This window comes from Amycolatopsis iheyensis (genome assembly GCF_024703995.1).
GTDB lineage: Bacteria > Actinomycetota > Actinomycetes > Mycobacteriales > Pseudonocardiaceae > Amycolatopsis > Amycolatopsis iheyensis.
Genome location: NZ_JAMXQV010000037.1, coordinates 21166 through 46192, shown reverse-complemented (window position 1 = coordinate 46192; position 25027 = coordinate 21166). Strand labels below are relative to the sequence as shown.

The following is a 25027-nucleotide window of genomic DNA, read 5'->3' as shown; positions in this document are numbered from 1 at the left end:
CGTCGCATGGGCGCGTGGCCGCTGCTGGACCAGGCGATGCGCACCGACCGCGCGGCCGCCGAGTGCTGGACGGCGCTGCTCGCCGGCTGCGGCACCGCGGCCCGCCGCGAACTGGGTCCGCAGCTGCGCCGGCTGTCCGAGGCGACGTCGACGCAGGTCGGCTCGCGCTGGTGGTTCGCCGACGGCGCCGGGCACCGCAAGCGCGTCGCCGGGGCGCAGGAGAACCTCGAAGAGGCGATCGCGGACGGTGACGGCCAGGAGTTCGCCCTCGCGTTCGTCGGGTACGACCACGCCATGGCCAGCGCGGTAGTGTGCGCGCACAGCCCAAGCCGGAAGGTCGGAGAACGCCCAGCGTGAGTGAAGCAGCCAGCGAGGAACTCGGCTACGAGCAGGCCCGGGACCGTCTCGTCGAGGTCGTCCGCGAGCTCGAAGCCGGTGGCCTGTCCCTCGAGCAGTCGCTCGCGTTGTGGGAGAAGGGCGAGAAGCTCGCGAAGGTCTGTGAGCGCCATCTCGAAGGCGCCCGCGAGCGCATCGAAGCTGCTCTGGCGTCTGTCGAAGACGAAACCGGCAACGGTCAGTGACCTTCGCCATGCCTTCGGCATCGGGAAAGTCCGCGGGTATCTGACAGACTGTTCACCCGCCAGTTCCACGATCCGGGAGGCCTGATGTCCGCCGCAGAGAGTCGTCGTGAAGCGCCCGACCGCAACCTCGCGATGGAACTCGTCCGGGTGACCGAAGCCGCCGCGATGGCGGCCGGCCGCTGGGTCGGCCGCGGCGACAAGATCGGCGGCGACGGCGCGGCCGTCGACGCGATGCGCCAGCTCGTCTCGACGGTGTCGATGCGCGGGGTCGTGGTGATCGGCGAGGGCGAGAAGGACGAAGCGCCCATGCTGTTCAACGGCGAAGAGGTCGGCAACGGCGACGGCCCGGACTGCGACGTCGCGGTCGACCCGGTCGACGGCACGACGCTGATGGCCAAGGGCATGCCCAACGCCCTGGCGGTGCTCGCGGTCGCCGAGCGCGGCGCGATGTTCGACCCGTCCGCGGTGTTCTACATGGAGAAGCTGGCCGTCGGGCCCGAGGCGGCGGGCAAGGTGGAGCTCGGCGCGCCGATCGCGGAGAACATCCGCCGGGTCGCCAAGGCGAAGAACAGCAGCGTCGGCGACGTCACCGTGTGCATTCTGGACCGCCCGCGCCACGAGCAGATCATCAAGGAGGTCCGCGACGCCGGCGCGCGGATCCGGTTCATCTCCGACGGCGACGTCGCGGGCGCGATCGCCGCGGCCCGCCCGACCACCGGCGTCGACATGCTGATCGGCATCGGCGGCACGCCCGAGGGCATCATCGCGGCCTGCGCGATGAAGTGCCTGGGCGGCGAGCTGCAGGGCCGCCTGTGGCCGAAGGACGACGCCGAGCGCGAGAAGGCCCTCGCCGCCGGCCACGACCTCGACCGCGTCCTGCTCAACGACGACCTCGTGCGCGGCGACAACGTCTTCTTCTGCGCCACCGGCGTCACCGACGGCGACCTGCTGCGCGGCGTTCACTACCGCGAGGGCGGGGCGACGACGCAGTCCATCGTGATGCGGTCCAAGTCCGGGACCGTCAGAATGATCGACGGCTACCACCGGCTCACCAAGCTGCGGGCGTACTCCTCGGTCAACTTCGACGGCCACCTGGACGCGCCCGACGACGACGTCGTGCCCCCGCTGCCGTAAGGAGTTCCGTGCTCAGGCGAACGCTCGCCCTGCTGGTCCTGCTGTTCGCCTCGGTCCCCGCCGCCACCGCGTCGGCCGAACCCGGCATCGTCGGGGGCGGTGACGCGGATCAGCCGTACCCCTTCGCGGTGTCGCTGCACTCCTCGACGGGCAAGCTGTTCTGCGCCGGCGCGCTGATCGCCCCGGGCTGGGTGGTCACGGCCGCGCACTGCGCGTTCGACAAGACCCCGGCCGGGATCTCGGTGCGGGCGGGCACGGCCGACGTCGGCCAGGGCGGCGAGGTTCTCCAGGTCGCCGGCGTCATCGTGAACCCGGCGTTCAACACGCAGAGCCCGGCGGGCGACATCGCGCTGCTGAAGCTGGCGACGCCGGCCAAGGCGGCGCCGATCGCCTTGTCGACGGCCGCGGCGCCCGGCACCGCGACCCGGATCCTCGGCTGGGGCCAGACCTGCCCGAAGGTCAACTGCGGACAGATCCCCACGACGTTGCAGCAGCTCGACACGCACATCGTCGAAGGCGCGAAGTGCACTTCCGTGTTCGACGGCACGGCCGAGCTGTGCACGGACAACCCGGGCGGCACAGCCGGTGCGTGCTTCGGCGACTCGGGCGGGCCCGAGATCGTCCGCGACGGCGACCACTGGCTGCTCGTCGGCGTGACCAGCCGGCCGGGCAACAACGACCCGGTGTGTGCGTCGGCGCCGTCGATCTACACGTCCGTGGTCGCGTACGCGCCGTGGATCGCGGAGAAGACGAAAGCCTGAGCTACTCGGCGTTGCTGGAGTGGCCCGGGAACAGGTGGGCGTCCGGGTCGAGCGCGACGGCGATGTTGTTGACGGCCGTCGCGGCCTCGCCGAAGCCCGTCGCGATCAGCTTGACCTTCCCCGGGTATGCGGCGACGTCGCCCGCGGCGTAGACGCGTTCGCGCGCGGTCGCCATCGTCGAGTCGACCGCGATGGCGCGGTGGTCGATCTCCAGCCCCCAGCTCTCGATCGGCCCGAGGTCGGCGGTGAACCCGAGTGCCGCGACGACCGCGTTGGCCGGCAGTCGCTCGTCTTCGGCGCCCTTCATCGCGACGGTGACGGCTTCGAGCGCGCCGTCTTCGGCTTCGATGAATTGCGTGACCTCGGCGTCGGTGATGATCCGGACGCCGAGTTCGCGCGCCTGCCGGACGATCGACTCGGCGGCGCGGAACTTGGCGCGGCGGTGCACGAGCGTGACGCTCGCCGCGACCGGGTGCAGCGCGAGGATCCAGTCGAACGCCGAGTCGCCGCCGCCGACGACGACCACGTGCTGCCCCGCGTGCGCGGCCAGCGCCGGGACGAAGTGGACCATGCCGCGGCCGAGCCAGCCGTCGCCGGCGGGTAGCGGGCGCGGGGTGAACTCGCCGATGCCCGCGGTGATGAGGACGGCGCCGGCTTTGAGCGTCTCGCCGCCGTCGAGGGTGAGTTCGACCTTGTCCCCGACCGTCTCGAGCTTCTCGGCCTTGCGCCCCAGCAGGTACTTCGGGTTCCACGGCGCGGCCTGCTTCACCAGGCCCTCGACGAGATCGCGGCCGCGGACCTCGGCGAACCCGCCGACGTCGTAGATCATCTTCTCGGGGTACATGGCCGTCACCTGGCCGCCGGGCTCGGGCAGCGAGTCGACCACCGCCATCGAGAGGCCGCGGAACCCGGCGTAGTAGGCGGCGAACAGGCCGGTCGGGCCCGCGCCGATGATCACGAGGTCGTAGGAGTCCCCAGGAACTTCAGTCATGCTCGCTCCAGCCAGTGGTGGATGGCGGTGATCGAGAACACAGTCGATCCTAGCCGGAGCCGGGGATGTTCCGGTGCCCGAACAGGCCGAGCAGCCAGGTGTGCCGGATGGCTTCGCGGGCCCGGTCGTAGCCCTCGTCGGTGGCGAGCCAGATGGCTTGGGTGAGCAGTTCGATCGTCGCGGCGACGACGGTGCGCCCCGTGAACGGTGGCGGCAATGGCACCATTGGATCCGTTGTATGCAACCACGCCGCCGTTCGGTCGAACACCGCTTCACTCGCGCGCAGCACCTCTTCGCGTGCTTCGAGGCCAGGATCGCCGAGGGCGTAGATCTCGAGGAGCACGGCCCGCGCGACCACCGGCCGGCGACGCACGTAGCCGACGACGAAGTCGCCGCAAGCAGTGACGGCGGCGAGCGGGCCGGGCGCTTCGGCGGCGACCGCGACGCCTTGGGCGAGGAACGCCTCGGTGACGTCCCGGTAGGCGGCCAGGAAGGCGGCCTGCTTGCCGGTGAACTGTTCGTAGAAGGAGGTGCGGGAGACCCCGGCGGACGCCGTGATGTGGCCGACGGTGGTGGCGGCATAGCCGCGCTCACCGACGTTGGCGAGCACGGCATCGACCAGCCGCGCCCGCTGCGCCCCGGCTACTTCTTCCCGGCTGAGGCTGTGCGGCCCCTTGGGGAGGCGGCGGTCCTGGGTCTTCATCCGCGGCACCGTACCCGGCGGACCGGTCCCGGTGGCCGGTCCGCTGGGCGCGGTGGCCTTGGTCAGGCTGGTGTCAGGGCGGCGGCGGTCGGCCCCGCCAATTCGGCCGCAGCGATCCGGCCATGCCGCTGGTCCGGCAACACCGGGGCCTGGGCCGCGCCGGGGGCCGAGCCACGCCGCCGGTCGGCTACGCCGAACTGGCCGCACCGCTCCAGCCCCGAGAGCGCGCCCGGCGGCTGGAACCGCCGGGCGCGTCCGCTGTCAGGCCGGCTGCTCCGGCTCCAGCGAATTCCCCGCCGGGATGTGCCCACAGCTCGACGGCGCCGCTTTGCCCGCAAAACGATCAGCCAGCCAGGCGATCGCCGCCGGGGCCCAGGCCGCCGCGCCGCCCACGTGGCTCAGTGCGTCGTACTGCGTGTACTTGATCGCCCCGTTGCCCGTGGCGCAGTACTGGCGGGCCAGTGCCCGCACGTCGCCGGCCACCATCACGCCGTCGCCCGTGCCGATTCCGGGGCGGTTGCTCGTTGTCCCCTCGAGGAAGCCGGCGTTGCCCTGGGCGATGAACCCGGGCACCGACGGGGTCGGCGCGGAGCCGATGTTGACCTTGTTCACCGCGGCGACGAACGGCGGCACCGAGTTCGGGTTCGCGTACTCCGGCTTGACGAGCTTCTGCCACGTCAGCCCCGGGTACCGGCCCAGCGCCGCGATGATCGACGCGTGGTCCAGCTCGTCGAGGACCTTCAGCCCGTACTCGCTCGCGTACGGCTTCAGGTCGATCCCGTACGCCCGCGAGACGCCGATCAGCGCCATCGGGACCACGCCGGACCACACCGGGCTGCCGTCGACGTACTTCAGGTTGTGCGCGGGGTCGACGAGCACGCCGCCCTCGGTGAAGCCGACGAGGTTCGCGTTGACCTCCGGGGCGTAGCTCGGCGCGAGGGCCGCCGCCCAGCCGGTCGCGATCGCGCCGCCCGAATACCCGAGGAGCCCGAACTTCGTGTCGCCGGTCATGCCCGTGGCGGCCGAGCTGGTCACCGCGCGGATCGAGTCCAGGGTCGTGGCGCCGTACTCCGGGCCCGCCGCGAAGTCCGCGGTCTGCCCTTCCGTGTCCGGGACGACGACGTTGTACCCCAGCAGGAGCGACGGGAGCAGCAGCAGCGACTCGCCGTTGGGCAGGAGCCCGCCGAGGGTGACGTCCCCGGCGATCGCCCGCGACGGCGCGTCGGCGGGGTCGAGCGAGTCGTAGGCCGACTGGTACGACACTGCTTTCGCGCGGTCGCCGGTGATGCTGCGGACGACCGAGGTGACGTTGGCGGTCGGCCGGCCCTGCGCGTCGGTGGTGCGGTAGAGCAGCTGGACGGCCTTCACCGGCGTCGGGAGACCGACGACGTGGTAGTTCAGCGTCCGGGTCTTGAGGACCGTCCCGGGCGCGTAGGACGACAGCGGCGCGCTGCCGTCGTAGGAGTAGAAGGAATCGGCTGACGCGGCCGCGGGGCTCGCCGGCGCGGCGGCGAGGGTGAGCGCGAGTGCGGCGGCGAGCGCGGCTGAGCGGACGTGGCTACGGATCATGACTCCCCTTTGAATCATGAAGTGGATCACGCGGATCGCCGTAACCTACCAGCGAGTAGGTGTGGTGTACAGCCGCGTACACGATCGGCGGCTACCGCACGACGGGCACGTGCCGCACCGGGAAGTGCACCGAGTTCGCGATGAAGCACTGCTCGTGGGCGTCGCGGTGCAGCGCGGTCGCCTTCTCGCGCATGCCTTCCTCCGCCACCGTCACCTCGGGACGCAGGACCACTTCGCGGAAGCGGCCGCCGTGGCCGCCGTCCTCCTGCATGACGCCGCTCGCGTTGTCGACGTACCCGGTCACCACGACGCCGGAGCGGGCGCACACCGACAGGTACGTGAGCATGTGGCACTGGGACAGCGACGCGACCAGCAGGTCCTCCGGGTTCCAGCGGTCGGCGGCGCCGAGGAACGCGGGGTCGGCGGTCGCCGCCAGCGTCGGCTTGCCCGCCGCCTCGACGTCGTGGTCGCGGGCGTAGCCGCGGTAGCTCGTGGTGCCGGTGTCGCCGGTCCAGCGCACCGTGACCTCGTAGTGGTGTTCCCGGCTCATTTCCCGGCCCCTTCCAGTGCGTACATCGTGGACAAGACGTGCTGGCGGGCGAGGAAAGCGGCGTCTTCGGCCCGCCCGCCGGCGATGGCCGCGACCAGGTGCTTGTGCTCTTCGCCGACCTGGCCGGTCCGGACGGGCGCGGTCAGCGACGCCCGGGTGGAGACGATGATCCGGTCCCAGATCCGGTCCAGGACCTCGACCGCGGGCGGATTTTCGGCGAGCGCCGCGATGTACCCGTGGAAGGCCCGGTTGTGCCGGACACCCGCGGCGAAGTCACCCTTCCGGGTAGCCTGGTCCGCTTCGGCCGCGAGCTTCTCGAGCCGCGTGAGCTCCGCCGGAGCGAGTTCGCCTGACCGTTGCCGGGCCGCCGCCAGCTCGGCGGTCAGCCCCTCGAGCGCGGCGCGGACGAGGTAGTCGTCCCGCAGGGCTTTCGAGTCCAGCTCGACGACCGTCACCCCGCGACGCGCCGGCTCGACCAGGCCGTCGCCCTCCAGCCGCCGCAGCGCCTCGCGCACCGGCGTGCGGCTGACGCCGAGCCGATCGCACAGCTCCTGCTCCGTCACCGCCTGCCCCGCCGGGTAGGTCCCGTGCACGATCAGGCCGCGCACGTCTTCGTATACCGAGTTCACCGAGCACCTCCGTATCCAATGTATACAAAGTATCCCAAGTCGCGTCACTTTCCCCAGAGGAAAGAACCCCGATACTTTCCTGTCAGGAAAGTACGAGGACAGGAGCACCGATGCCGGACGCGCAGACCTCGCTCGACACCATCCGCCGGCTCGAGCAGCGCACCGTCGACTAGTACGTCGACCACGGGTTCGCCCGGCCGTACGTGCTGGTCTCGGCGTTGGGCGTGTTCGTCGTGTTCGCGTCGTTCGACCTGCCCGGACCGTGGGACCGGATCACCGCGGCACTCGGCCTGGGCGTCCTCCTGCTGTCGGCGCTCCGGTGGCAGCGCCAGGCCCGGGTGCACCGGAAGCCCACCGGCCCCGAGCTGCTGTGGTACTTCGCGGCAGGCGCCGTGCTGCTGGTGCTCTGCGTGGCCTTCCAGATCGCCGCCGCGGTGCTCGCGCTGAGCGTGGACCTGCCCGCGCAACACACGATCGCGGCGGCCGCGACCGCGCTGGCCACCGCGGCGCTGGCCGGCCCGGGGCGCCGGACGTTCCGCGCCGTCGTGCGCCGCTGATGGACCCCGACTTCGACGAGTTCCTGCACGTCCCGGCCCGGCTGGCGGTGCTCGCCCTGCTGGCCCCGGCGGACCGGGTGGACTTCGGCTTCCTGCGGGACACGATCGGCACCAGCGACTCCGCGCTCTCCAAGCAGATCTCCGCGCTCGCCGAGGCCGGCCACGTCGACGTGACGAAGTCCCGCGGCCAGGGCGCGCGACGCACGCAGGTGGCGCTCACCCCGAGCGGACGCGAAGCGTTCCGGCGCCACGCGGCCGCGCTGGAGCGCATCGCGGCCGTCGCGCGGGGTGCGCAACGCCACCACGCGACCGAGCCGGAACAGGTCCAGAATCGAGAGCATGGCTGACCAGGAATTCCGGATCGAACACGACACCATGGGCGAGGTCCGCGTGCCGGCCGACGCGCTCTACCGCGCGCAGACGCAGCGGGCCGTCGAGAACTTCCCCATCTCCGGCCGGGGCCTGGAGCGGGCCCAGATCCGCGCGCTCGGCCTGCTCAAGGCCGCGGCCGCGCGCGTCAACCTGAAACTGGGCGTGCTCGACGCCGACGTCGCGGAGGCCATCGCGAAGGCCGCCGACGAGGTCGCCGAGGGCGCCCACGACGCGCACTTCCCGATCGACGTCTTCCAGACCGGCTCCGGGACGTCGTCGAACATGAACGCCAACGAGGTCATCGCGACGCTCGCCACCCGGGCCCTGGGCCGGGACGTGCACCCGAACGACCACGTCAACGCGTCGCAGTCGTCGAACGACACCTTCCCGACGACCATCCACGTCGCCGCGACCGAAGCCGTCGTCAAGGACGTCATCCCGGCGCTCGAGTACCTCGCCGGCGCGATCGAGGTCCGCGCCGCGGAGTGGGCCGACGTCGTGAAGTCCGGTCGCACGCACCTCATGGACGCCGTCCCGATCACCCTCGGCCAGGAGGCCGGCGCGTGGGCGTCGCAGGTCCGGTTCGGCGTCGAACGGCTGAAGTCCGGCCTGCCGCGCCTCGGTGAGCTGCCGATCGGCGGCACCGCCGTCGGCTCCGGCCTCAACGCGCCGGACGGCTTCGGCTCCAGCGTGGCCGCCGAGCTCGCCACCGTCACCGGGCTGCCGCTGACCGAGGCCCGCGACCACTTCGAGGCGCAGGCGACGCAGGACAGCGTCGTCGAGACGTCCGGGCACCTGCGCACGATCGCCGTGTCGCTCAACAAGATCGCGAACGACCTGCGCTGGCTGGGTTCCGGCCCGCGCACCGGCCTGGCCGAGCTGGCGCTGCCGGACCTGCAGCCGGGCTCGTCGATCATGCCGGGCAAGGTGAACCCGGTGATCCCGGAGGCGACGCTGCAGGTCGTCGCGCAGGTGATCGGCAACGACGCGGCCGTCGCGTTCGCCGGCGCCGCGGGCAACTTCCAGCTGAACGTCAACCTGCCGGTGATCGCCCGCAACGTCCTCGAGTCGGCGCGCCTGCTCGCGGCCGTGTCGCGGCTGCTGGCGGACAAGGTCTTCGCGGGCGTCACCGCGAACACCGAGCGCACGCGCACCTACGCCGAGGGCTCGCCGTCGATCGTGACGCCGCTGAACAAGTACATCGGCTACGAAGAGGCCGCCGCGGTCGCGAAGCAGGCGTTGAAGGAGCTGAAGACGATCCGCGAGGTCGTGATCGAGCGCGGCTACGTGAAGGACGGCAAGCTCACCGAAGAGCAGCTCGACGAGGCGCTCGACGTCCTCCGCATGGCCCGCGGCGGCAAGTGAGGCGCTACCGCCGGCGCAGGCGCTTGTCCGCCAGCGCCGGCGGGGTGTAGTCCTTCTCGGCCGGGTTCAGGTCCGCGCCCGGCGGGACGATCTCGTCGATCCGGTCCAGCACGTCGTCGTCGAGCACCAGGTCCGCGCCGGCGAGCAGGTCGTCGAGCTGCTGCGGTGTCCGCGGGCCGATGATCGCCGACGTCACGCCCGGGTGGGCGCGGACGAACGCCGTCGCCAGGTGGGTGAGCGGGCGGCCCAGGTCGTCGGCGATCTTCTTCAGCTGCGCGATCGCCTCGAACTTGACCGCGTTCTCCGGCAGCGCAGGGTCGAACTTGTGCGCCTGCAACGTCCGGCGGCCTTCGGAAAGGTCCACATCGGACGGCTTCAGGTACTTGCCGGACAGCCAGCCGCTGGCCAGCGGGCTCCACGTCAGCACGCCCATGCCGTACTTGCGCGCGGTCGGCAGCACGGCCGCCTCGATCGCCCGGTTGAAGATCGAGTACGGCGGCTGCTCGGCGCGGAACCGGGCCAGGCCGCGCTTTTCCGCCACCCACTGGGCTTCCACGATCTGCTCGGCCGGGAAGTCCGACGAGCCGATCGCGCGGACCTTGCCGGCCCGCACGAAGTCCGTCAGCACCGAAAGCGTTTCCTCGATGTCGGTCGTCGGGTCCGGCCGGTGGACCTGGTAGAGGTCGACGTAGTCGGTGTCGAGACGGCGCAGGCTGTCGTCCAACGCCCGAGTCAGCCACCGCCGGGAAAGCCCGCCCTGGTTGGGGTCGGCACCCATCCGGAAGAAGCCTTTGGTGGCCAGCACGACCTCGTCGCGACGCCCCTTCAGCGCCTTGCCGACGATCTCCTCGTTCTCGCCGTCGGAGTACATGTCCGCGGTGTCCCAGAAGTTCACGCCGGCGTCGAGCGCCGTGTGCAGCATCCGGACGCCCTCTTCGTGGTCGGGGTTGCCCCACTTGCCCAGCATCATCGCGCCGAACGCGTACTCGCTGACCGAGATGCCCGTACCACCCAGAATTCGTCGTTCCATGGGCTCCACCCTGCTGGCGGGAAAAGCACCGGACCAGGTCACGCTCAACCTGGGTCTGCCAGTACCAGGCGGCAAACCCGGAGCCGGGGATACTGGGGGCATGAGTGACGCAGCCGAGCTGGGCGCCTTCCTGAAGGCACGCCGAGCCGCACTGGACCCCGCCGACCTGGGTCTGCCGCCCGGGATCACGCAGCGGCGGGTCAAGGGCCTGCGCCGCGAGGAGCTGGCGCAGCTGTCCGGGATCAGCGTCGACTACTACACGCGCCTGGAACAGGGCCGCGCCAAGAACGTGTCGGACGCGGTCCTCGACGCGCTGGCCCGCGCGCTGCGCCTCAACCCCGGCGAAGAGTCCTACCTGCGCAACCTCGCCGCGCCGAAGCGCCGCGACGAGCACGCGCCGCAGCGGGTCCGGCCCGAGCTGCAGCAGCTGCTCGACGCCATCCAGGCACCGGCGTTCGTCTTCGGCCGGTACCTGGACGTCCTCGCCTGGAACGCCCTCGGCGGCGCGGTCGCGTTCGCCTTCGCCGACCTCGAAGAACGCAACATGCCGAAGCTGATCTTCACCGACGAACGCGCGAAGGACCTGCACCCCGAGTACGACGCCGTGTGCCGCGAGCTCGTCGCGAACCTGCGTGCGGAAAGCGGACGGCACCCCGGCGACCCGCGGTTCGCGCAGCTCATCGGCGAGCTTTCGCTGGCCAGCGAGCAGTTCGGGAAACTGTGGGCCGAGCACGCCGTCCAGGAGAAGGCCCAAGGGTGGAAGGTGCTGAACAACCCGGTCGTCGGCGAGCTGCGGCTGCGCTACGAGACGCTGCGGCTGCCCCAGGACCCCGACCAGGGCATGGTCGTCTACCACGCCGAACCGGGGTCGGAGACCGAACGCGCGCTGGGCCTGCTGGCCAGCTGGATCGCCGCCGATGAACGGCCGGTGAACACTCGGTCGGCGCGCACCCACCCGGCGTAACGGCTGCCTAGGCTGCTTCACCTGGGGAGCCGGGGGTAGAGGAGCAGCACGGTGGGCGTCGGCGCGACGATGCAGTCCCTCGCCGAAATCCTGAGCTCCGACTCCGGCAGCCTGGTCCTCGGGCTCGCCGCGCTGGTCGCGATCGCCGCGCCGTTCATCGACCGCTACTTCATCCGGCGGCGCCGGCTGACCTTCCGCGTCCTCTACAACTCCAAGATCGGGCTGTCCCCGTTCGACCTGCACGACGGCGAAAACGGTTCGGCGCAGGCGGCCCCGCAGCTCGAACAGGTCGCGCGGCTGCTCGACCGGATGAGCATCGTCGTCATCCGCGTGCACAACACCGGCGGGTTCGACATCGCGCCGGACGACTTCGAAATCCCGCTGTCGTTCACCTTCGGCAGCCGGATCGTCTGGGACGCACGCGTGTCCGACGCGACCGACGACGGCCTGCGCCAGCACGTCCGCGACGGCCTGGAGTTCTTCACGCGCGAGACCCCGCAAAAGCCGGTCGAAGGCGTGAAGCTCTCTCGCGTGCGCGCGCTGCTGCCGAAGCGGTTCGCCGGGCTCGCGGCCGAAGCCCCGGCCGAGGCACCCGAGTGGCACGGCGTCCGCTTCGCTCGGCTTTCGTTGAAGCGCAAGGAGAAGTTCAAGCTGGTCGTCGTGCTGCGGGAGTCCGAAGGGCACGACGGCGAGATCAGCAAGGAGATCGACCACCACGCGCGGCTCGCCGCCGGCCGGATCAAGGACGACCGCAAGCAGCGCCGGTTCGGCTGGCCGGTCATCACGACGGCGGTCGGGGTGCTGCTGACCGGCGCACTGCTGGCGACGCTGCTCGTCTCGTGGTCCCGGCCGAGCGACTCCGCGCAGTGCGCCACCGGGAAGCTGTCGGTCGAAGGGTCGAGCGCGTTCGTCCCGATCATCGACAGCATCGCCGCCGAGTACCACGGCCAGTGCGACGGCGCGGCCATCACGACCCGCGCGACCGGCAGTGTCACCGGTGTCCGCGCGCTCGCCCCGGTCGACGCCGCGGGCAAGGACGGGCTGGCGGTGCTTTCGGACGGCCGGTCGAACGAGGCCGGCCCCGACCTGGCGGCCAAGGCCGTCGCGGTGGTCGTGTACAGCCTGGTCGTCAACCGCGCGGCCGGTGTCGACAAACTGACGACCCAGCAGGTCAAGGACATCTTCAGCGGCCGGGTGCGCAACTGGGACCAGCTGCGGCCGGGCCCGTCGGTGCCGATCGGGATCGTCGGGCGCGGGCAGGAGTCGGGCACGCGCAAGACGTTCGAGCAGAAGGTCCTGGGCGGCGCGGAAGACCGGCTGACGTCGGATTCGTGCCGCAAGCCCGAGCGCGACCCGGCGGCGGCAACCACGCGCTGCGAGCGCGGCACGACCGCCGAGGTGCTGACCGAGGTCGCGAACGTGCCGGGCGCGATCGGGTACGCCGACGTCCGGGCGGCCAAAACCGCGGCCGCCCGCGACCAGCTCGGCGTCGTGCAGCTCGACGGGCACTACCCCGACGTCACGACCGTCGACGCCGGGTACCGCTTCTGGACCGTCGAGTACCTCTACACGAAGGGCGTGCCGTCGAACGACAGCGTGCTGAAGCGGTTCCTCGACTACCTGGCCAGCCCGACCGCGCGGGCCGAGCTGCAGGACGCCGGGTACACGCCCTGCGTGGCCAAGGACGGCCTGCTCGACCCCCTCTGCACCAGGCCGGACATCTGACCGGCCGGAAATTGTCGGTGGTCCGGGTCATGATGTCCGGGTGTTGCTGAGCGAGATAGTCCGGGCGTCCGCCGAGCTGGCGGCGACGAGGTCCAGGAAGGCGAAGATCGCCGTCCTGGCCGCGCTGCTGCGCGCGGCGGACTTCACCGAGCTGGCCATGGTGATCGCGTACCTGACCGGGCAGACGGCGCAGGACAGGCTGGGTGCGGGCTGGCGCACCCTGGCCGGGCTCGGCGCTTCGCCCGCTTCGGAGCCGGTGATCACGGTGCTGGAGGTGGACGCGGCCTTGACGGAGGCCGCCGGCGTAGCCGCGGGTACGGGCTCTTCGACGCGGCGGCAAGAGGTGCTGCGGGCGTTGTTCGTCCGGCTGACCGAGAACGAGCAGCAGTTCCTGTTCCGGCTGGTCACCGGCGAGCTGCGGCAGGGCGCGCTGGAAGGCGTGATGGTCGACGCGATCGCGGCGGCGGCCGAGGTGCCGGCCGTCGACGTGCGGCGGGCCTTCATGCTCTCCGGGAAGCTCGGCGTCACCGGCGTCGCGGCGCTCACCGGCGGGCAGGCGGCGCTGGCGGAGTTCCGGCTGACGCTCGGCACGCCGGTCAAGCCGATGCTGGCGTCCCCGGCGGAGTCGCTCGACGAGGCGGTCGCCGAGCACGCCGAGGCGATCGTCGAGTACAAGATGGACGGTGCGCGCATCCAGGTGCACCGCCAGGGCGACGAGGTGCACGTGTGGACCCGCACGCTGCGCGAGATCACCTCGAGCGTGCAGGAGCTGGTCGAGCTGGTGCGGACGCTGCCGTGCGAGTCGGTGGTGCTCGACGGCGAAACGCTCGCGCTCACCGACGCCGGGCGGCCGCGGCCGTTCCAGGACACGATGAGCCGGTTCGGCAGCACCCGCGAGGAGCAGGTGAAGGCGCTGCTGCTGCGGCCGTACTTCTTCGACTGCCTGCACCTCGACGGCGTCGACCTGCTGGACGCGCCGCTGTCCGAGCGCAACGCGGCGCTGCGCAAGGTCGCCGGGGCGCACGTGATCCCCGGTGAGGTCGGCGTGGCGGGTGCGGCCGCGGTCCTGGAGGCGGCGATGGAGGCCGGCCACGAGGGCGTGATGGTCAAGGACCTGGCGTCGCCGTACGCGGCGGGGCGGCGCGGGCGCGCGTGGCTCAAGGTCAAGCCGGTGCACACGATCGACCTGGTGGTCCTCGCGGCGGAGTGGGGCCACGGCCGGCGCACCGGCACGCTGTCGAACCTGCACCTGGGCGCACGCGACCCGGACGGCGGCCCGCCGATCATGGTCGGCAAGACGTTCAAGGGCATGACCGACGAGATCCTCGCGTGGCAGACGAGGACGTTCCAGGAGATCGAGACCCACCGCGACGACTGGACGGTGTACGTCCGCCCGGAGGTCGTGGTCGAAATCGAGCTGGACAGCGCTCAGGTTTCGACGCGGTACCCCGGTGGCCTGGCGCTGCGGTTCGCCCGGGTCGTCCGCTACCGCCCGGACAAGGAGGCGGCGGACGCCGACACGATCGACACCGTCCGCGGCCTCCTGCACGGCGACCGGTCGGAAGGGGGCTGACGACGAAAGTCTCGATCACGACATCGCGCGTCTTCCGGGTGCTTTCCTCGTAAAAGGAAAGACGAAAGTCGATGTTGCCTTCTCCTCGCCCTGAGCAGAGTGGCGGGCGGAGTTTCCTTCAGCCAGGGAGAAAGCATGAGATTGCGCGCTGTGTCCGGCTTGCTCGCGAGCACCACGTTGCTCGTGACCGTGTTCACCGCACCGGCTTCGGCCACGCCGGCGCCGAGCACGCCGAACGCCGGGCACCAGCCGTCGAAGCACCACTTCTCGGCGGCCGCGCGGTCGTTCGTCGGCGCGGACACCGTGCAGAAGCGCGTCGCGAAGCTGGAGGCGGCGATGGCGTCGCTGCCGAAGGAGAGCACGGCGTACAACGCGACGAAGCTGTGGAACGCCGGCATCACCGGCGCGGGCAGCACCGTGGCGACGCTGGTGTCCTTCGGCGACGACCAGGTCAAGCAGGTGCTCGACACGTACTCGAAGAGCCACGGCCTGCCGCCGGCGAACGTCGAGGTCATCCAGCCGTCCGGGCCCGTGCCCGCGTGCACCGACCCGGGGGTCGACACCGCCACCTGCCAGGGCTGGGGCGGCGAGACCGACCTCGACGTCACGATGATGCACGCGATGGCGCCGAACGCGAAGATCATCGTCGCGGCGACGCCGGTCGCGGAGACGCAGGGCTTCACCGGCCTGCCCGAGATGATGCACGCGGTCGACTACATGACCGAGCACAAGCTGGTCGACGTCATCTCGATGAGCTTCGGGACCACGGAAGAGAACTTCCCGTCGTTCGACTCGATCAAGACGCTCGACCCGGCGTTGGAGCGCGCGAGCAAGGCGGGCATCACCATGGTCGCCTCCTCCGGCGACGACGGCCCGACCGGCGGTTACCTCTACGGCCCGGGCAACTACCCGTACCGCGTCGCGAGCTGGCCGGCGTCCGACCCGCGCGTCACGACGCTCGGCGGCACGCAGCTGCACCTCGACGCGAACGGCAACCGCACCAAGGCCGACGACGTCGTGAACGTCGCCGACAACGGGTTCTCCGAGGGCGCCGGGCTGTCCAAGGCGTACGCGCGGCCGAACTGGCAGGACGGCGTCAAGAAGATCACCGGCAGCAAGATGCGCTCGTTCCCGGACATCAGCATGGAAGGCGTGCACGGCACTTCGCAGTCCGCGCCGCTGTTCGCCGGCGTGCTCGCGCTCGCGGTGCAGGCCAAGCACGGCAAGCTCGGCCAGATCAACCCGGCGCTGTACACGAAGCTGGGCCCGGCCGGCGCGAAGGCGGGCATCGTCGACGTGACCGAAGGCGACAACAGCCAGGACGGCGTCGTCGGCTTCACCGCCGCGAAGGGCTTCGACATCGCCAGTGGCTGGGGCACGGTCGACGCTTCGGTCTTCGTTCCCGCACTGGTGAAAGCACTGCGCTGACAATTCACCGGAAACGGTGGAGTTCGGTTTGTTCGACGCATGATCATGTCGAGATTTTTACCCACAGAACAATGTCGGGTCACCGCTACGATCCTGCTCCCTGAAGACCCGCTCAGTCCCCGAGCGGTCATGGAGGAGCAGAAGTGGCCAGCAAGGAAGAGATGAAAGCGGCGATCCACGCCGCCTTCGACGGGGCCGTCGCCGACGGCCGCGGATACACCAAGGTGTACGGCGCGGAAATCAAGCAGAAGAACTTCATCGTTTTCCGCACCACCACCGTCAGCAATTTCGCCATCGGTTTCCGGCCGGGATCGACCGATCTCGTGATCGTCCCGCTCGCCGAAAAGAGCGGGACGATCACGGCGGGCACCCCGCTGACGATCACGGACGCGAACCGGGCGTCGGTGAAGAAGCGCGATCTGCAGGGCCGGTTCGTCATCAAGACGACCGACGGGCAGTCCTTCAAGCTCAGCATCATCCCGTCCGTGCCGAAGCTGCTCGCCGCCAGTTACCAGCTGCCGGTCGAGCAGAAGGCCGAGTACGAGGCGTTCACCACCCTCCGGGACGCCCTCACCACGGCCTGACGACCGAAGCGCCCCGGTGCACCACACCGGGGCGCCTCACCCCGACGACTCGATCGAGTGGTCCACAGTGGATCTACCGGCCGGTATCCTCCGGGGATGCACGGTTCGAAGCTCACGCGCGTCTGGTTCGGGGTCACGACGCTGGTCGCGCTGACCGGCCTGGTCACCCAGGTGATCGCCACGGCGGGCGACACCACCGGCCAGTTCCGGACGGCCGCGGGCCGGATCGCGAACCTGTTCTGCTACTTCACGATCGACTCGAACCTGCTGGTCACGGTGACCTCGGCGCTGGTGGCACTGGGCCTGGCCCGGGGCGGGCTGTTCCGCGTCCTGTGGCTCGACGCGCTGGTCGGCATCATCGTGACCGGCATCGTCTACCAGGTGGCGCTCGAGGGGCTGTACGAGCTGCACGGGCTGTCACTGTTCTCCGACACGATGCTGCACAAGGTGACACCGCTGCTGTTCGTGGCGGGCTGGGTCGTCGCCGGCCCGCGGCACGCCCCGGCCTGGCGCACGGTGTGGTGGTCGCTGGTCTACCCCCTCGCGTGGCTCGCGTTCACGCTCCCCCGCGGCGCGATCACCGGGTTCTACCCGTACCCGTTCGTCGACGCGGCGGCGCTCGGCTACGGCCAGGTGACGCTCAACTGCGTCGGGATCGGCCTGTTCTTCGTCGCCCTGGCCGCGATCGCCTTCCTGTACGACCGCGCGTCGCACCGCCGCGCGACGCAGGCCGCCGAGGCGGCCGAGCTCGCCTGATCTCGCCGGTCAGCCCGCAAGGACCCGGCCCGCCGCGTTAAGGTCGGGCCCATGACGGCGATCGTGCAGAACCTGGTCACTTCCGGCACCTTCCAGCTCGACGGGGGCACCTGGGACGTCGACAACAACGTGTGGATCGTCGGCGACGACACCGAGGTGATCGTGATCGACGCGGCCCACGACGCGAAGGCCATCGAGAACGTGGTCGGCGACCGGAAGCTGGCGGCGATCGTCTGCACCCACGCGCACAACGACCACGTCAACGCGGCGCCCGCGCTCGCCGCCGCGACCGGCGCGCCGATCCTGCTGCACGCCGACGACCGCGTCCTCTGGGACCTGACGCACCCGGACCGCGCGCCGGACGCCGAGCTGACGGACGGCCAGACGATCACGATCGCCGGCACCGGGCTGCGGGTCATCCACACGCCGGGTCACGCACCGGGCGCGGTGTGCCTGTACGCCGAGGACCTCGGCGTCCTGTTCACCGGAGACACGCTGTTCCACGGCGGCCCGGGCGCCACCGGCCGGTCCTATTCGGACTACCCGACGATCGTGAAGTCCATCCGCGAGAAGCTGTTCAACCTCCCGGACACGACCAAGGTGCACACCGGCCACGGCGAAGGCACGACGCTGGGCGCGGAGAAGGCAGCCTCGAGCGGCTGGGACCAGCCCTAGGAGGTGTGCTTCCGGGCGACGATGGCGAACTCGCCGCCTTCGTCCAGCTCGTGTCGCACGTGGTGCAGCTGCATGTCCTTGCCCCGCACCTCGTTGGCCGCGTCGACCAGTGCGTCCGGCCCGCTCATCACCAGGAGCCCGAGTGGGGAGCGCATTTCCGCACGCGCCTGGTAGCAGTCGTCTTCGTAGCTTCCCGCCTCGGTGGTTTTGTCGTGTTGCCGCTGGCGGAAGGTGACGTTGAGGCTGACGAGGTGCTGGCGAGCCCGGGCGGTGGCTTCGATGAAACGAGGCGACCGCCGTCAGCACGTCAACCGCGGCACGCTCGGGGACACCCGCACCCGCCGCTTCGCCTCTTCCGCCAGGTTCAACGCCCACCCCTGCAACCCGGCGACGTCGATGCCGTGCGGCGGGTCCGCCCGGAACGGCTCGATGTTCGCCGCGCCGCGCTCCAGCAGGGATGCCGCGCCCACCGCGTTGCCGCGGGCCGCGTGCGTCAGGCCCACCGCCAGCTGCGCCAGCCCTCGCCACAGCCCGCGGTCGGGGCCGTCCGTGGTCTTCCACGCGTCCTCGAAGACCTCGTGGGCGTGGAACGGCTTGCCGTCGTCCAGCAGCCGCTGCGCTTCCGCAAGCGTTTGCGCCGGCGTCCTCGCGATGCCCTCCGGCTGGCGCTCGACGCCGTCGGCGCCGTACGGCAGCGGGCGGCCCAAGCCGTCCCGCGGCCGTGCGTTGCGTGCCCGTCCCTCGGCGTCCCGGTCGCGGCGGCTCATGCCCCGATACTCCCACGTTCGCGGTCCGCGCCCCGGCCACGTAGCCTGGGGACTCGTGCGTTTCCTCGACGGCCACCGGCCCGCTCACGACCTGACCTACGACGACGTGTTCCTGCTGCCGAACCGTTCGGACGTGGAGTCCCGCTTCGACGTCGACCTCTCCACCGCGGACGGCACCGGCGCGACCATCCCGATCGTCGTCGCCAACATGACCGCGGTCGCCGGCCGCCGGATGGCCGAGACCGTCGCCCGCCGCGGTGGGCTGGTGGTGCTGCCCCAGGACGTGGACACCGCCGCCGTCGCCGAGATCGTCGGCTGGGTCAAGAGCCGTAACACCGTGTGGGACACCCCGCTGGTCCTGACCGGCGGTGACGCGGTCGCCGACGCCCTCAACCTGGTGCACAAGCGCGCCCACGGCGCCGTCGTGGTCGTCGACGGCGAAGGCCGCCCGGTCGGCATCGTCGACGAAGCGAGCTGCGCGGGTGTCGACCGCTTCGCGCGGCTCGCCGACGTCGCGCAGCCGGCGAGCGTCGCGGTCCCGCTGACCACGCCGCCGCGAGAGGTCTTCGAGCTGCTGCACAGCCACGGCGCCACCCTCGCGCTCGGCTTGGACGCCGACGGCCGGCTCGCCGGTGTGCTCACCGCCGTCGGCGCGCTGCGCGCGGACATCTACACCCCGGCGGTCGACAGCGCGGGCCGGCTGCGCGTCGCCGCCGCGGTCGGCGTCAACGGCGATGTCGCGGCGAAGGCCGAAGCCGTGCTCGGCTCCGGTGTCGACGTGCTCGTCGTCGACACCGCGCACGGGCACCAGGAGAAGATGATCGCCGCGCTGAAGGCCGTCCGGTCGGTGTCGCCGCAGGTCCCGGTGGTGGCCGGGAACGTGGTCACCGCCGAGGGCACGCGCGACCTGATCCAGGCCGGCGCGGACGTCGTCAAGGTCGGCGTCGGGCCGGGCGCGATGTGCACGACGCGGATGATGACCGGCGTGGGCCGCCCGCAGTTCTCGGCGGTGGCCGACTGCGCGGCCGCGGCACGCGAGCTGGGCAAGCACGTCTGGGCCGACGGCGGTGTCCGCCACCCCCGCGACGTCGCGCTGGCGCTGGCCGCGGGCGCGTCCGCGGCGATGGTCGGCTCGTGGTTCGCCGGCACCTACGAATCCCCTGGTGACCTGCGGTTCGACGAGCAGGGCCGGCCGTACAAGGAGTCGTTCGGCATGGCGTCGAAGCGTGCTGTCGGCGCGCGGACGCGAACGGACAACGTCTTCGAGCGCGCCCGCAAGGCGCTGTTCGAGGAGGGCATCTCGTCGTCGCGGATGTCGCTCGACCCGCAGCGCCCCGGTGTCGAAGATCTGCTGGACTCGATCGGCTCCGGTGTCCGGTCTTCGTGCACGTACGCGGGCGCGCGCACGCTGGAGGAGTTCCACGAGCGCGCGCTGCTGGGCGTCCAGTCTGCGGCCGGTTTCGCGGAGGGCCGCCCCCTCCCCTCGGGCTGGTGACGTGCCGGGAGCGGCGCGGGTGCGCCGCTCCCGGAGTCCGTCAGCCGTGGTCCTCCAGCATCTCCGTGACCAGCGCCGCGATCGGCGACCGCTCCGAGCGCGTCAGCGTGACGTGCGCGAACAGCGGGTGGCCCTTCAGCTTCTCGATCACCGCCGAGACGCCGTCGTGGCGGCCGACGCGCAGGTTGTCGCGCTGGGCGACGTCGTGCGTGAGCACCACCCGGGACGCCGTGCCGAGGCGCGAAAGCACCGTCAGGAGCACGTTGCGCTCCAGTGACTGCGCCTCGTCCACGATGACGAACGTGTCGTGCAGCGAGCGGCCGCGGATGTGCGTCAGCGGGAGCACCTCGAGCATGCCGCGGTCGAAGACCTCGTCGAGGACGTCCTGGCTGACCAGCGCGCCGAGCGTGTCGAACACCGCCTGCGCCCACGGCTGCATCTTCTCGCTCTCGGACCCGGGCAGGTAGCCGAGGTCCTGGCCGCCGACCGCGTAGACCGGGCGGAACACCACGACCTTGCGGTGCTGACGGCGTTCCATCACCGCCTCGAGCCCGGCGCACAGCGCGAGCGCCGACTTGCCGGTGCCGGCGCGGCCACCCAGCGACACGATGCCGACGTCGGAGTCGAGCAGCAGGTCGAGCGCGACGCGCTGCTCGGCGCTGCGGCCGTGCAGGCCGAACGCCTCGCGGTCGCCGCGGACCAGCCGGATGCGCTTGTCCGCGGTGATCCGGCCCAGCGCGCTGGAGCTGCCCGCGAGCAGCCGCAGCCCGGTGTGGCAGGGCAGCTCGGCGAGCTCGTCCATGCCCCATTCGACCGGGTCGACGGTGCTGCCGCCGAAGAGCGCGTCCAGCACCTCCTGCTGGACGTCGACGTCCGCCATGCCCGTCCAGCCGGACGGCGTGACTTCCTGCGCGCGGTATTCGTCCGCCTCGAGCCCGACGGCCCCGGCCTTGACCCGCAGGGGGATGTCCTTCGTCACCAGCGTGACCGCCTGGTTCTCGGCTGCGAGGTTGAGCGCGCAGGCGAGGATGCGGTGGTCGTTGGAGTCGGTGCGGAACCCGGACGGGAGCACCGACGGGTCCGAGTGGTTCAGCTCCACCTGCAGCGTGCCGCCGTGGTCCCCGATCGGGAGCGGCGCGTCGAGCCTGCCGTACTGCCGGCGCAGGTCGTCGAGCATGCGCAGGGACTCCCGGGCGAACCAGCCGAGCTCCGGGTGGTGGCGCTTCGCCTCCAGTTCACTGATGACGACCAGCGGAAGCACGACGGCATGCTCGGCGAAGCGGGTGACCGCCCACGGGTCCGAAAGGAGGACCGACGTGTCGAGCACGTACATGTGCTGCTGGGATTCGGGCGAGGTCGAGGCTTTCTCCGGGCCAGGAACGGCACCGGTCGAAGAACGGCCAGAGGCCTTACGGGGCAAACGCTGCGCAGTCACGACGGCATCTCCCTCGAGGGCGTGTGCACCTCACGCCCGCACTCGCTGGGCCGGGCACCTCCCTGGCTGGACCACTCCCCCTGACCGGTGGGTCAGGTGGCGCGGCCACGAGGGCCGGGTGCCGGCCCCCTCGTGCGTCTCGTGGGCGGCTGCGCCGCCCCCTCGATCACCGTCACGACCAGGGCCTCCCGCGAGGACCCGCACGGAACGCGTGCCCTCACCTCGGAAGGTACCTACGAATCCGGGATCGCGCAGGGAGCCAACACGGTGATTCGCCAGATCGTCACCGCACTGTCGGTCCGCCGACATCAACGCCCCGTGACGGTCACGCTCCGTCGCCGGCCTCTCGATCGATGCACACCCGTCGGAATGATCTTGGCCGAATTGCTGACCCGCGGTATTCACAAGATCGATTGACGGGGTTCTACCACGCCGGGTTTGTCCCCGCATTTTACGCCGCCGAAAGAGAACCGGTCCGAGTGAAAGCGCCTGCGTCAGGCTCACACAATGGGCGTACAAGCCGTACGAGATGCCTGATAGACGGGTAATTTTCTCACTGCGGGACACACCACCGGACCCCCGGTGCCCCGGATCCCAACAGTTCTACCTAGGAGTGTGCGAAGTGCTGAAGAAGGCTGGTTTCGTCGCCGCCACCGCTGCGGGTCTCATGATGATCGGCAGCACCGCGTTCGCCGCGACGGGCGACACGACGGGCACCCCGGACCCGACGTTCGGCGACGCCTACGCCACGTTCATCGAGGGCGGCGGCGCCCTGGGTTACGGTGCGGCCTCCCTGGTCGCCGGTGCCTACACGGGCATCGCCACCACCCCGGCGCTGATCCTGCACTCGCTGGAGCACCACCACCACTGAGTCAGGTCACGCGAAAGGCCCCGGAGCGCGCTCCGGGGCCTTTCGCGTTGTTCAGGAACCGAACCGGCGGTGCCGCCACGCGTAGTCGCGGATGGCGCGCAGGAAGTCGACGCGGCGGAATGCCGGCCAATACGCTTCGGTGAACCAGAATTCCGAATGCGCGGACTGCCAGAGCAGGAATCCGGAAAGCCGTTGTTCGCCGGAGGTGCGGATGATGAGGTCCGGATCCGGCTGCCCCGAGGTGTAGAGGTGCTCGGAGATGTGGTCGACGTCGAGGATTTTCGCGAGCTCGTGAATGGTCGTGCCCTCGTCGGCGTGGTGGAGCAGCAGCTTGCGCACGGCGTCCGCGATTTCCTGGCGCCCGCCGTAACCGACCGCGACGTTGACCTCCATCCCGGTCCGCCCCTCGGTACGCGCGGCGGCTTCGCTGAGTCGCTTGGCGACTTCGGCGGGTAGCAGGTCGAGGGCGCCGACGATCCGCAGCTGCCAGCTCTTGCCGGGCGCGGCGAGCTCGTCGGTGACGCCGGTGATGATCTTCAGCAGCGGCGTGAGCTCGTCCGGGTCGCGGTTGAGGTTGTCGGTCGAGAGCAGCCACATGGTGACGACCTCGACCTCGGCCTCCTGGCACCAGCTCAGGAAGTCGGCGATCTTCTTCGCCCCGGCCCGGTGCCCGTCCGAAACGTCCGCGAAGCCCGCTTCTCGGGCCCAGCGGCGGTTGCCGTCGAGCATGATGGCGATGTGCCGGGGATGCCGGCCGGCGGCCTGTTGGATGAGGCGCCGGCCGTAGGCGCTGTACACGACGTCGGACAAGAACGAGCGAACACTCACGTCGAGGAAGACTACGCACCCGATGTGAGGCGCGTGACTCGACCGCTGCCGGGCAACCTACGGTCCCGTAACCTGGATGGGTGAGCCTGACGACGGAACCACCCGAGCCCGTAGTGGATCTCCGCCCCCGGCTGCGCGGGCACATCCACTTCTGGACGTTCTTCGGCGCCCTCGCCGCGGCGGCGGCGCTGATCAGCCTGGCGGCGTCCACCGTGTCGCCGGTCGCCGCGCTGGCCACTTCCGTGTACGGCCTGACCGTGCTCGGTTTGTTCGGGGTCAGCGCGCTGTACCACCGGCGTTTGTGGCAGCCGCGCGCGTACAAGTGGATGAAACGCGCCGACCACTCGATGATCTTCTTGTTCATCGCCGGGACTTACACGCCGTTCACGCTGTTGGCGATGTCGAAGCCGACCGGGTACGTGATCCTTTCCATCGTTTGGGGTGGGGCTGTTCTCGGGGTGGCTTTGAAGATGCTCTGGCCGCATGCGCCGCGGTGGCTGGGGGTGCCGATCTACATCGCTCTCGGGTGGGTTGCGGTGTTCGTCTTCCCTGAGCTTCTTGCGCACGCTGGGGTTGCCGCGTTGGTTCTGCTCTGCGTGGGTGGGTTGTTCTACACGCTGGGAGCGGCTTTTTACGGGTTCAAGTGGCCTAATCATTGGCCTGATACCTTTGGGTATCACGAATACTTCCACGCTTGCACTGTGCTGGCCGCTGTTTCGCACTACATCGCGATCTGGCTGGCCATGTACGCCTAGCTGCCTTTCAAGCGTCGATATTTCGCCCAGTTGATCGCCGTATAGGGGACCAGCAGGGCCACCCATAGCCAGTTTATCCAGCTGTACGCGACCAAGCCCACGAAGACGAACACCACTACGCCGATCGAGCCCGCTATCGTGCAGGCCAGTGCCCAGCCTCTTGAGCCCTCGGCCTGCGGCTCTCCCCCGTTTTCCACGCCCCCAGCCTGCCACACCGGGAGCGTGGTGAGGAGCCGGCCTCAGCCGAACATGCCCGGCTGGTACTCGCCCGCCGGGTTGCGGACGATCACGTTCAACCTGTTCCACGCGTTGATCTCCGCCACCAGGCAGACCAGCGCGCCGATCTGCTCGTCGTCGAAGTTCTTGCGGACCGCTGCCCACGTTTCGTCCGAAACACCTTCGTGGGCGTCCGCCAAGCGGGTTCCCTCCTCCGCCAGCGCCAGTGCCGCGCGCTCCGCCTCGGTGAACACCACCGCTTCGCGCCACGCCGCCACCATTGCCAGGCGGACCGCCGTCTCGCCCGCCGCTGCCGCGTCCTTCGTGTGCATGTCCAGGCAGAAGCCGCAGCCGTTGATCTGGCTCGCGCGGATCTTCACCAGCTCCTGCGTCTCCTTCGGCAGCGTCGACTCCTCGATCGGGCGCGAAGCCGCGACCAGGCGCTTGAAGAACTTGCCGGTGACCTCATTCTCGAACATGTTGAGTCGCGCTTCCATCGTGCTTTCCCTTCTCCGTCGGTCGGTGCTACAGCCTTGACGCCGTAGCCCGCGGGGATGTGACAGCCCGGTAAGTGGCGCCCGTCACATACACACCTTCGCGCCATCACCCACGCCCTCGATCACGGCCGCGGCACCCCGCTCCACCTGCGGCTACACCCCCGTCCTCGCCAGCGGGCCGGGCTTCAAACCACCACGTTCAGGGGTCACTCACGA

General features: G+C 70.6%; 30 protein-coding genes. 18 read left to right on the top strand and 12 right to left on the bottom strand.

Annotated features, from left to right (window positions below; all coding sequences use genetic code 11):
- The first annotated feature begins 6 nt into the window (after positions 1–6).
- The 4 genes from M8542_RS44520 to M8542_RS44505 all read left to right on the top strand — a co-directional run bounded on the left by M8542_RS44520 (position 7) and on the right by M8542_RS44505 (position 2476).
- Complete coding sequence (locus tag M8542_RS44520) at positions 7–357, top strand: hypothetical protein (RefSeq protein ID WP_372508771.1); 351 nt, start codon at positions 7–9, stop codon at positions 355–357.
- Positions 354–581: an exodeoxyribonuclease VII small subunit gene (locus tag M8542_RS44515; protein ID WP_257926454.1), complete on the top strand. Its 228-nt coding sequence runs from the start codon at positions 354–356 to the stop codon at positions 579–581. The genes M8542_RS44520 and M8542_RS44515 overlap by 4 nt, the downstream gene beginning before the upstream one ends.
- A gap of 84 nt (positions 582–665) precedes the next feature.
- On the top strand, positions 666–1715 hold the full coding sequence (gene glpX, locus M8542_RS44510; protein WP_257926453.1) for a class II fructose-bisphosphatase: 1050 nt from the start codon (positions 666–668) through the stop codon (positions 1713–1715).
- A gap of 8 nt (positions 1716–1723) precedes the next feature.
- Entirely contained in the window at positions 1724–2476 is a 753-nt protein-coding gene (locus tag M8542_RS44505; protein ID WP_257926452.1) for a S1 family peptidase, read from the top strand.
- A 1-nt stretch (position 2477) separates the two neighbouring features.
- Here M8542_RS44505 and M8542_RS44500 read toward each other — a convergent pair whose 3' ends face one another.
- The 5 genes from M8542_RS44500 to M8542_RS44480 all read right to left on the bottom strand — a co-directional run bounded on the left by M8542_RS44500 (position 2478) and on the right by M8542_RS44480 (position 6918).
- Complete coding sequence (locus M8542_RS44500; protein WP_257926451.1) at positions 2478–3467, bottom strand: NAD(P)/FAD-dependent oxidoreductase; 990 nt, start codon at positions 3465–3467, stop codon at positions 2478–2480.
- Positions 3468–3516: 49 nt separating this feature from the next.
- Complete coding sequence (locus M8542_RS44495) at positions 3517–4170, bottom strand: TetR/AcrR family transcriptional regulator (RefSeq protein ID WP_257926450.1); 654 nt, start codon at positions 4168–4170, stop codon at positions 3517–3519.
- Positions 4171–4431: 261 nt separating this feature from the next.
- Entirely contained in the window at positions 4432–5739 is a 1308-nt protein-coding gene (locus M8542_RS44490) for a lipase family protein (RefSeq protein ID WP_257926449.1), read from the bottom strand.
- Between the two features lie 91 nt (positions 5740–5830).
- Positions 5831–6289: an OsmC family protein gene (locus M8542_RS44485; protein WP_257926448.1), complete on the bottom strand. Its 459-nt coding sequence runs from the start codon at positions 6287–6289 to the stop codon at positions 5831–5833.
- The gene (locus M8542_RS44480) at positions 6286–6918 is read right to left on the bottom strand and encodes a GntR family transcriptional regulator (RefSeq protein ID WP_257926447.1); all 633 of its coding nucleotides are present in this window, start codon (positions 6916–6918) and stop codon (positions 6286–6288) included. Before M8542_RS44480 ends, M8542_RS44485 begins: the two co-directional genes overlap by 4 nt.
- 203 nt (positions 6919–7121) lie before the next feature.
- Between M8542_RS44480 and M8542_RS44475 the strand changes: the two genes are divergently transcribed.
- The 3 genes from M8542_RS44475 to M8542_RS44465 are packed head-to-tail and all read left to right on the top strand — an operon-like array spanning position 7122 to position 9212.
- Positions 7122–7475 carry a hypothetical protein gene (locus M8542_RS44475; RefSeq protein WP_257926446.1) on the top strand — a complete coding sequence of 118 codons (354 nt, stop codon included), beginning with the start codon at positions 7122–7124 and terminating at the stop codon, positions 7473–7475.
- Complete coding sequence (locus M8542_RS44470) at positions 7475–7822, top strand: transcriptional regulator (RefSeq protein ID WP_257926445.1); 348 nt, start codon at positions 7475–7477, stop codon at positions 7820–7822. Before M8542_RS44475 ends, M8542_RS44470 begins: the two co-directional genes overlap by 1 nt.
- On the top strand, positions 7815–9212 hold the full coding sequence (locus tag M8542_RS44465; protein WP_257926444.1) for a class II fumarate hydratase: 1398 nt from the start codon (positions 7815–7817) through the stop codon (positions 9210–9212). Before M8542_RS44470 ends, M8542_RS44465 begins: the two co-directional genes overlap by 8 nt.
- Positions 9213–9216: 4 nt before the next feature.
- Here the strand turns inward: M8542_RS44465 and M8542_RS44460 are convergent, their stop codons facing one another.
- On the bottom strand, positions 9217–10242 hold the full coding sequence (locus M8542_RS44460) for an aldo/keto reductase (RefSeq protein WP_257926443.1): 1026 nt from the start codon (positions 10240–10242) through the stop codon (positions 9217–9219).
- A 100-nt stretch (positions 10243–10342) separates the two neighbouring features.
- On the opposite strand from M8542_RS44460, the gene M8542_RS44455 reads away from it, so the two are divergent.
- The 7 genes from M8542_RS44455 to M8542_RS44425 all read left to right on the top strand — a co-directional run bounded on the left by M8542_RS44455 (position 10343) and on the right by M8542_RS44425 (position 17947).
- Positions 10343–11206: a helix-turn-helix domain-containing protein gene (locus M8542_RS44455; RefSeq protein WP_257926442.1), complete on the top strand. Its 864-nt coding sequence runs from the start codon at positions 10343–10345 to the stop codon at positions 11204–11206.
- A 51-nt stretch (positions 11207–11257) separates the two neighbouring features.
- Positions 11258–12931 carry a PstS family phosphate ABC transporter substrate-binding protein gene (locus M8542_RS44450; protein ID WP_257926441.1) on the top strand — a complete coding sequence of 558 codons (1674 nt, stop codon included), beginning with the start codon at positions 11258–11260 and terminating at the stop codon, positions 12929–12931.
- 40 nt (positions 12932–12971) lie between these two features.
- Entirely contained in the window at positions 12972–14504 is a 1533-nt protein-coding gene (locus M8542_RS44445; RefSeq protein WP_257926440.1) for an ATP-dependent DNA ligase, read from the top strand.
- Between the two features lie 135 nt (positions 14505–14639).
- Entirely contained in the window at positions 14640–15932 is a 1293-nt protein-coding gene (locus tag M8542_RS44440; RefSeq protein WP_257926439.1) for a S53 family peptidase, read from the top strand.
- Positions 15933–16075: 143 nt separating this feature from the next.
- Positions 16076–16516, top strand: a complete 441-nt coding sequence (locus M8542_RS44435) for a hypothetical protein (RefSeq protein WP_257926438.1) — start codon at positions 16076–16078, stop codon at positions 16514–16516.
- A gap of 96 nt (positions 16517–16612) precedes the next feature.
- Positions 16613–17272 carry a Pr6Pr family membrane protein gene (locus tag M8542_RS44430; RefSeq protein WP_257926437.1) on the top strand — a complete coding sequence of 220 codons (660 nt, stop codon included), beginning with the start codon at positions 16613–16615 and terminating at the stop codon, positions 17270–17272.
- A gap of 51 nt (positions 17273–17323) precedes the next feature.
- On the top strand, positions 17324–17947 hold the full coding sequence (locus M8542_RS44425; protein ID WP_257926436.1) for an MBL fold metallo-hydrolase: 624 nt from the start codon (positions 17324–17326) through the stop codon (positions 17945–17947).
- On the opposite strand, the gene M8542_RS44420 is transcribed toward M8542_RS44425, so the two are convergent.
- Positions 17944–18102: a hypothetical protein gene (locus tag M8542_RS44420; protein WP_257926435.1), complete on the bottom strand. Its 159-nt coding sequence runs from the start codon at positions 18100–18102 to the stop codon at positions 17944–17946. The genes M8542_RS44425 and M8542_RS44420 overlap by 4 nt on opposite strands.
- A 144-nt stretch (positions 18103–18246) precedes the next feature.
- Positions 18247–18714 (bottom strand): DUF309 domain-containing protein, encoded by a 468-nt coding sequence (locus M8542_RS44415; RefSeq protein WP_257926434.1) that lies wholly within the window; start codon positions 18712–18714, stop codon positions 18247–18249.
- Positions 18715–18769: 55 nt separating this feature from the next.
- Here M8542_RS44415 and guaB1 point away from each other — a divergent pair, with 55 nt between their 5' ends.
- Positions 18770–20209, top strand: coding sequence for a GMP reductase (gene guaB1 / locus M8542_RS44410; RefSeq protein WP_257926433.1), 1440 nt, complete (start codon positions 18770–18772; stop codon positions 20207–20209).
- Positions 20210–20249: 40 nt separating this feature from the next.
- Here guaB1 and phoH2 read toward each other — a convergent pair whose 3' ends face one another.
- On the bottom strand, positions 20250–21542 hold the full coding sequence (gene phoH2, locus M8542_RS44405; RefSeq protein WP_003080241.1) for an RNA 5'-3' helicase PhoH2: 1293 nt from the start codon (positions 21540–21542) through the stop codon (positions 20250–20252).
- A 234-nt stretch (positions 21543–21776) separates the two neighbouring features.
- Between phoH2 and M8542_RS44400 the strand changes: the two genes are divergently transcribed.
- Together M8542_RS44400 and M8542_RS44395 are read left to right on the top strand one after the other, a co-directional pair.
- Entirely contained in the window at positions 21777–22061 is a 285-nt protein-coding gene (locus M8542_RS44400; RefSeq protein ID WP_257926431.1) for a hypothetical protein, read from the top strand.
- 205 nt (positions 22062–22266) lie between these two features.
- On the top strand, positions 22267–22515 hold the full coding sequence (locus M8542_RS44395; RefSeq protein ID WP_086683841.1) for a hypothetical protein: 249 nt from the start codon (positions 22267–22269) through the stop codon (positions 22513–22515).
- 51 nt (positions 22516–22566) lie between these two features.
- Here M8542_RS44395 and M8542_RS44390 read toward each other — a convergent pair whose 3' ends face one another.
- A complete protein-coding gene (locus M8542_RS44390) occupies positions 22567–23343 on the bottom strand; it encodes an isoprenyl transferase (RefSeq protein WP_257926430.1) in 777 nt (258 codons plus the stop codon).
- Between the two features lie 113 nt (positions 23344–23456).
- On the opposite strand from M8542_RS44390, the gene trhA reads away from it, so the two are divergent.
- Positions 23457–24098 carry a PAQR family membrane homeostasis protein TrhA gene (gene trhA / locus M8542_RS44385; RefSeq protein ID WP_257926489.1) on the top strand — a complete coding sequence of 214 codons (642 nt, stop codon included), beginning with the start codon at positions 23457–23459 and terminating at the stop codon, positions 24096–24098.
- On the opposite strand, the gene M8542_RS44380 is transcribed toward trhA, so the two are convergent.
- Both M8542_RS44380 and M8542_RS44375 read right to left on the bottom strand, forming a co-directional pair.
- Positions 24095–24295 carry a hypothetical protein gene (locus tag M8542_RS44380; protein WP_257926429.1) on the bottom strand — a complete coding sequence of 67 codons (201 nt, stop codon included), beginning with the start codon at positions 24293–24295 and terminating at the stop codon, positions 24095–24097. The two genes, trhA and M8542_RS44380, sit on opposite strands and share 4 nt — an antisense overlap.
- A 42-nt stretch (positions 24296–24337) precedes the next feature.
- Positions 24338–24811: a carboxymuconolactone decarboxylase family protein gene (locus M8542_RS44375; protein ID WP_257926428.1), complete on the bottom strand. Its 474-nt coding sequence runs from the start codon at positions 24809–24811 to the stop codon at positions 24338–24340.
- Between the last annotated feature and the right edge of the window lie 216 nt (positions 24812–25027).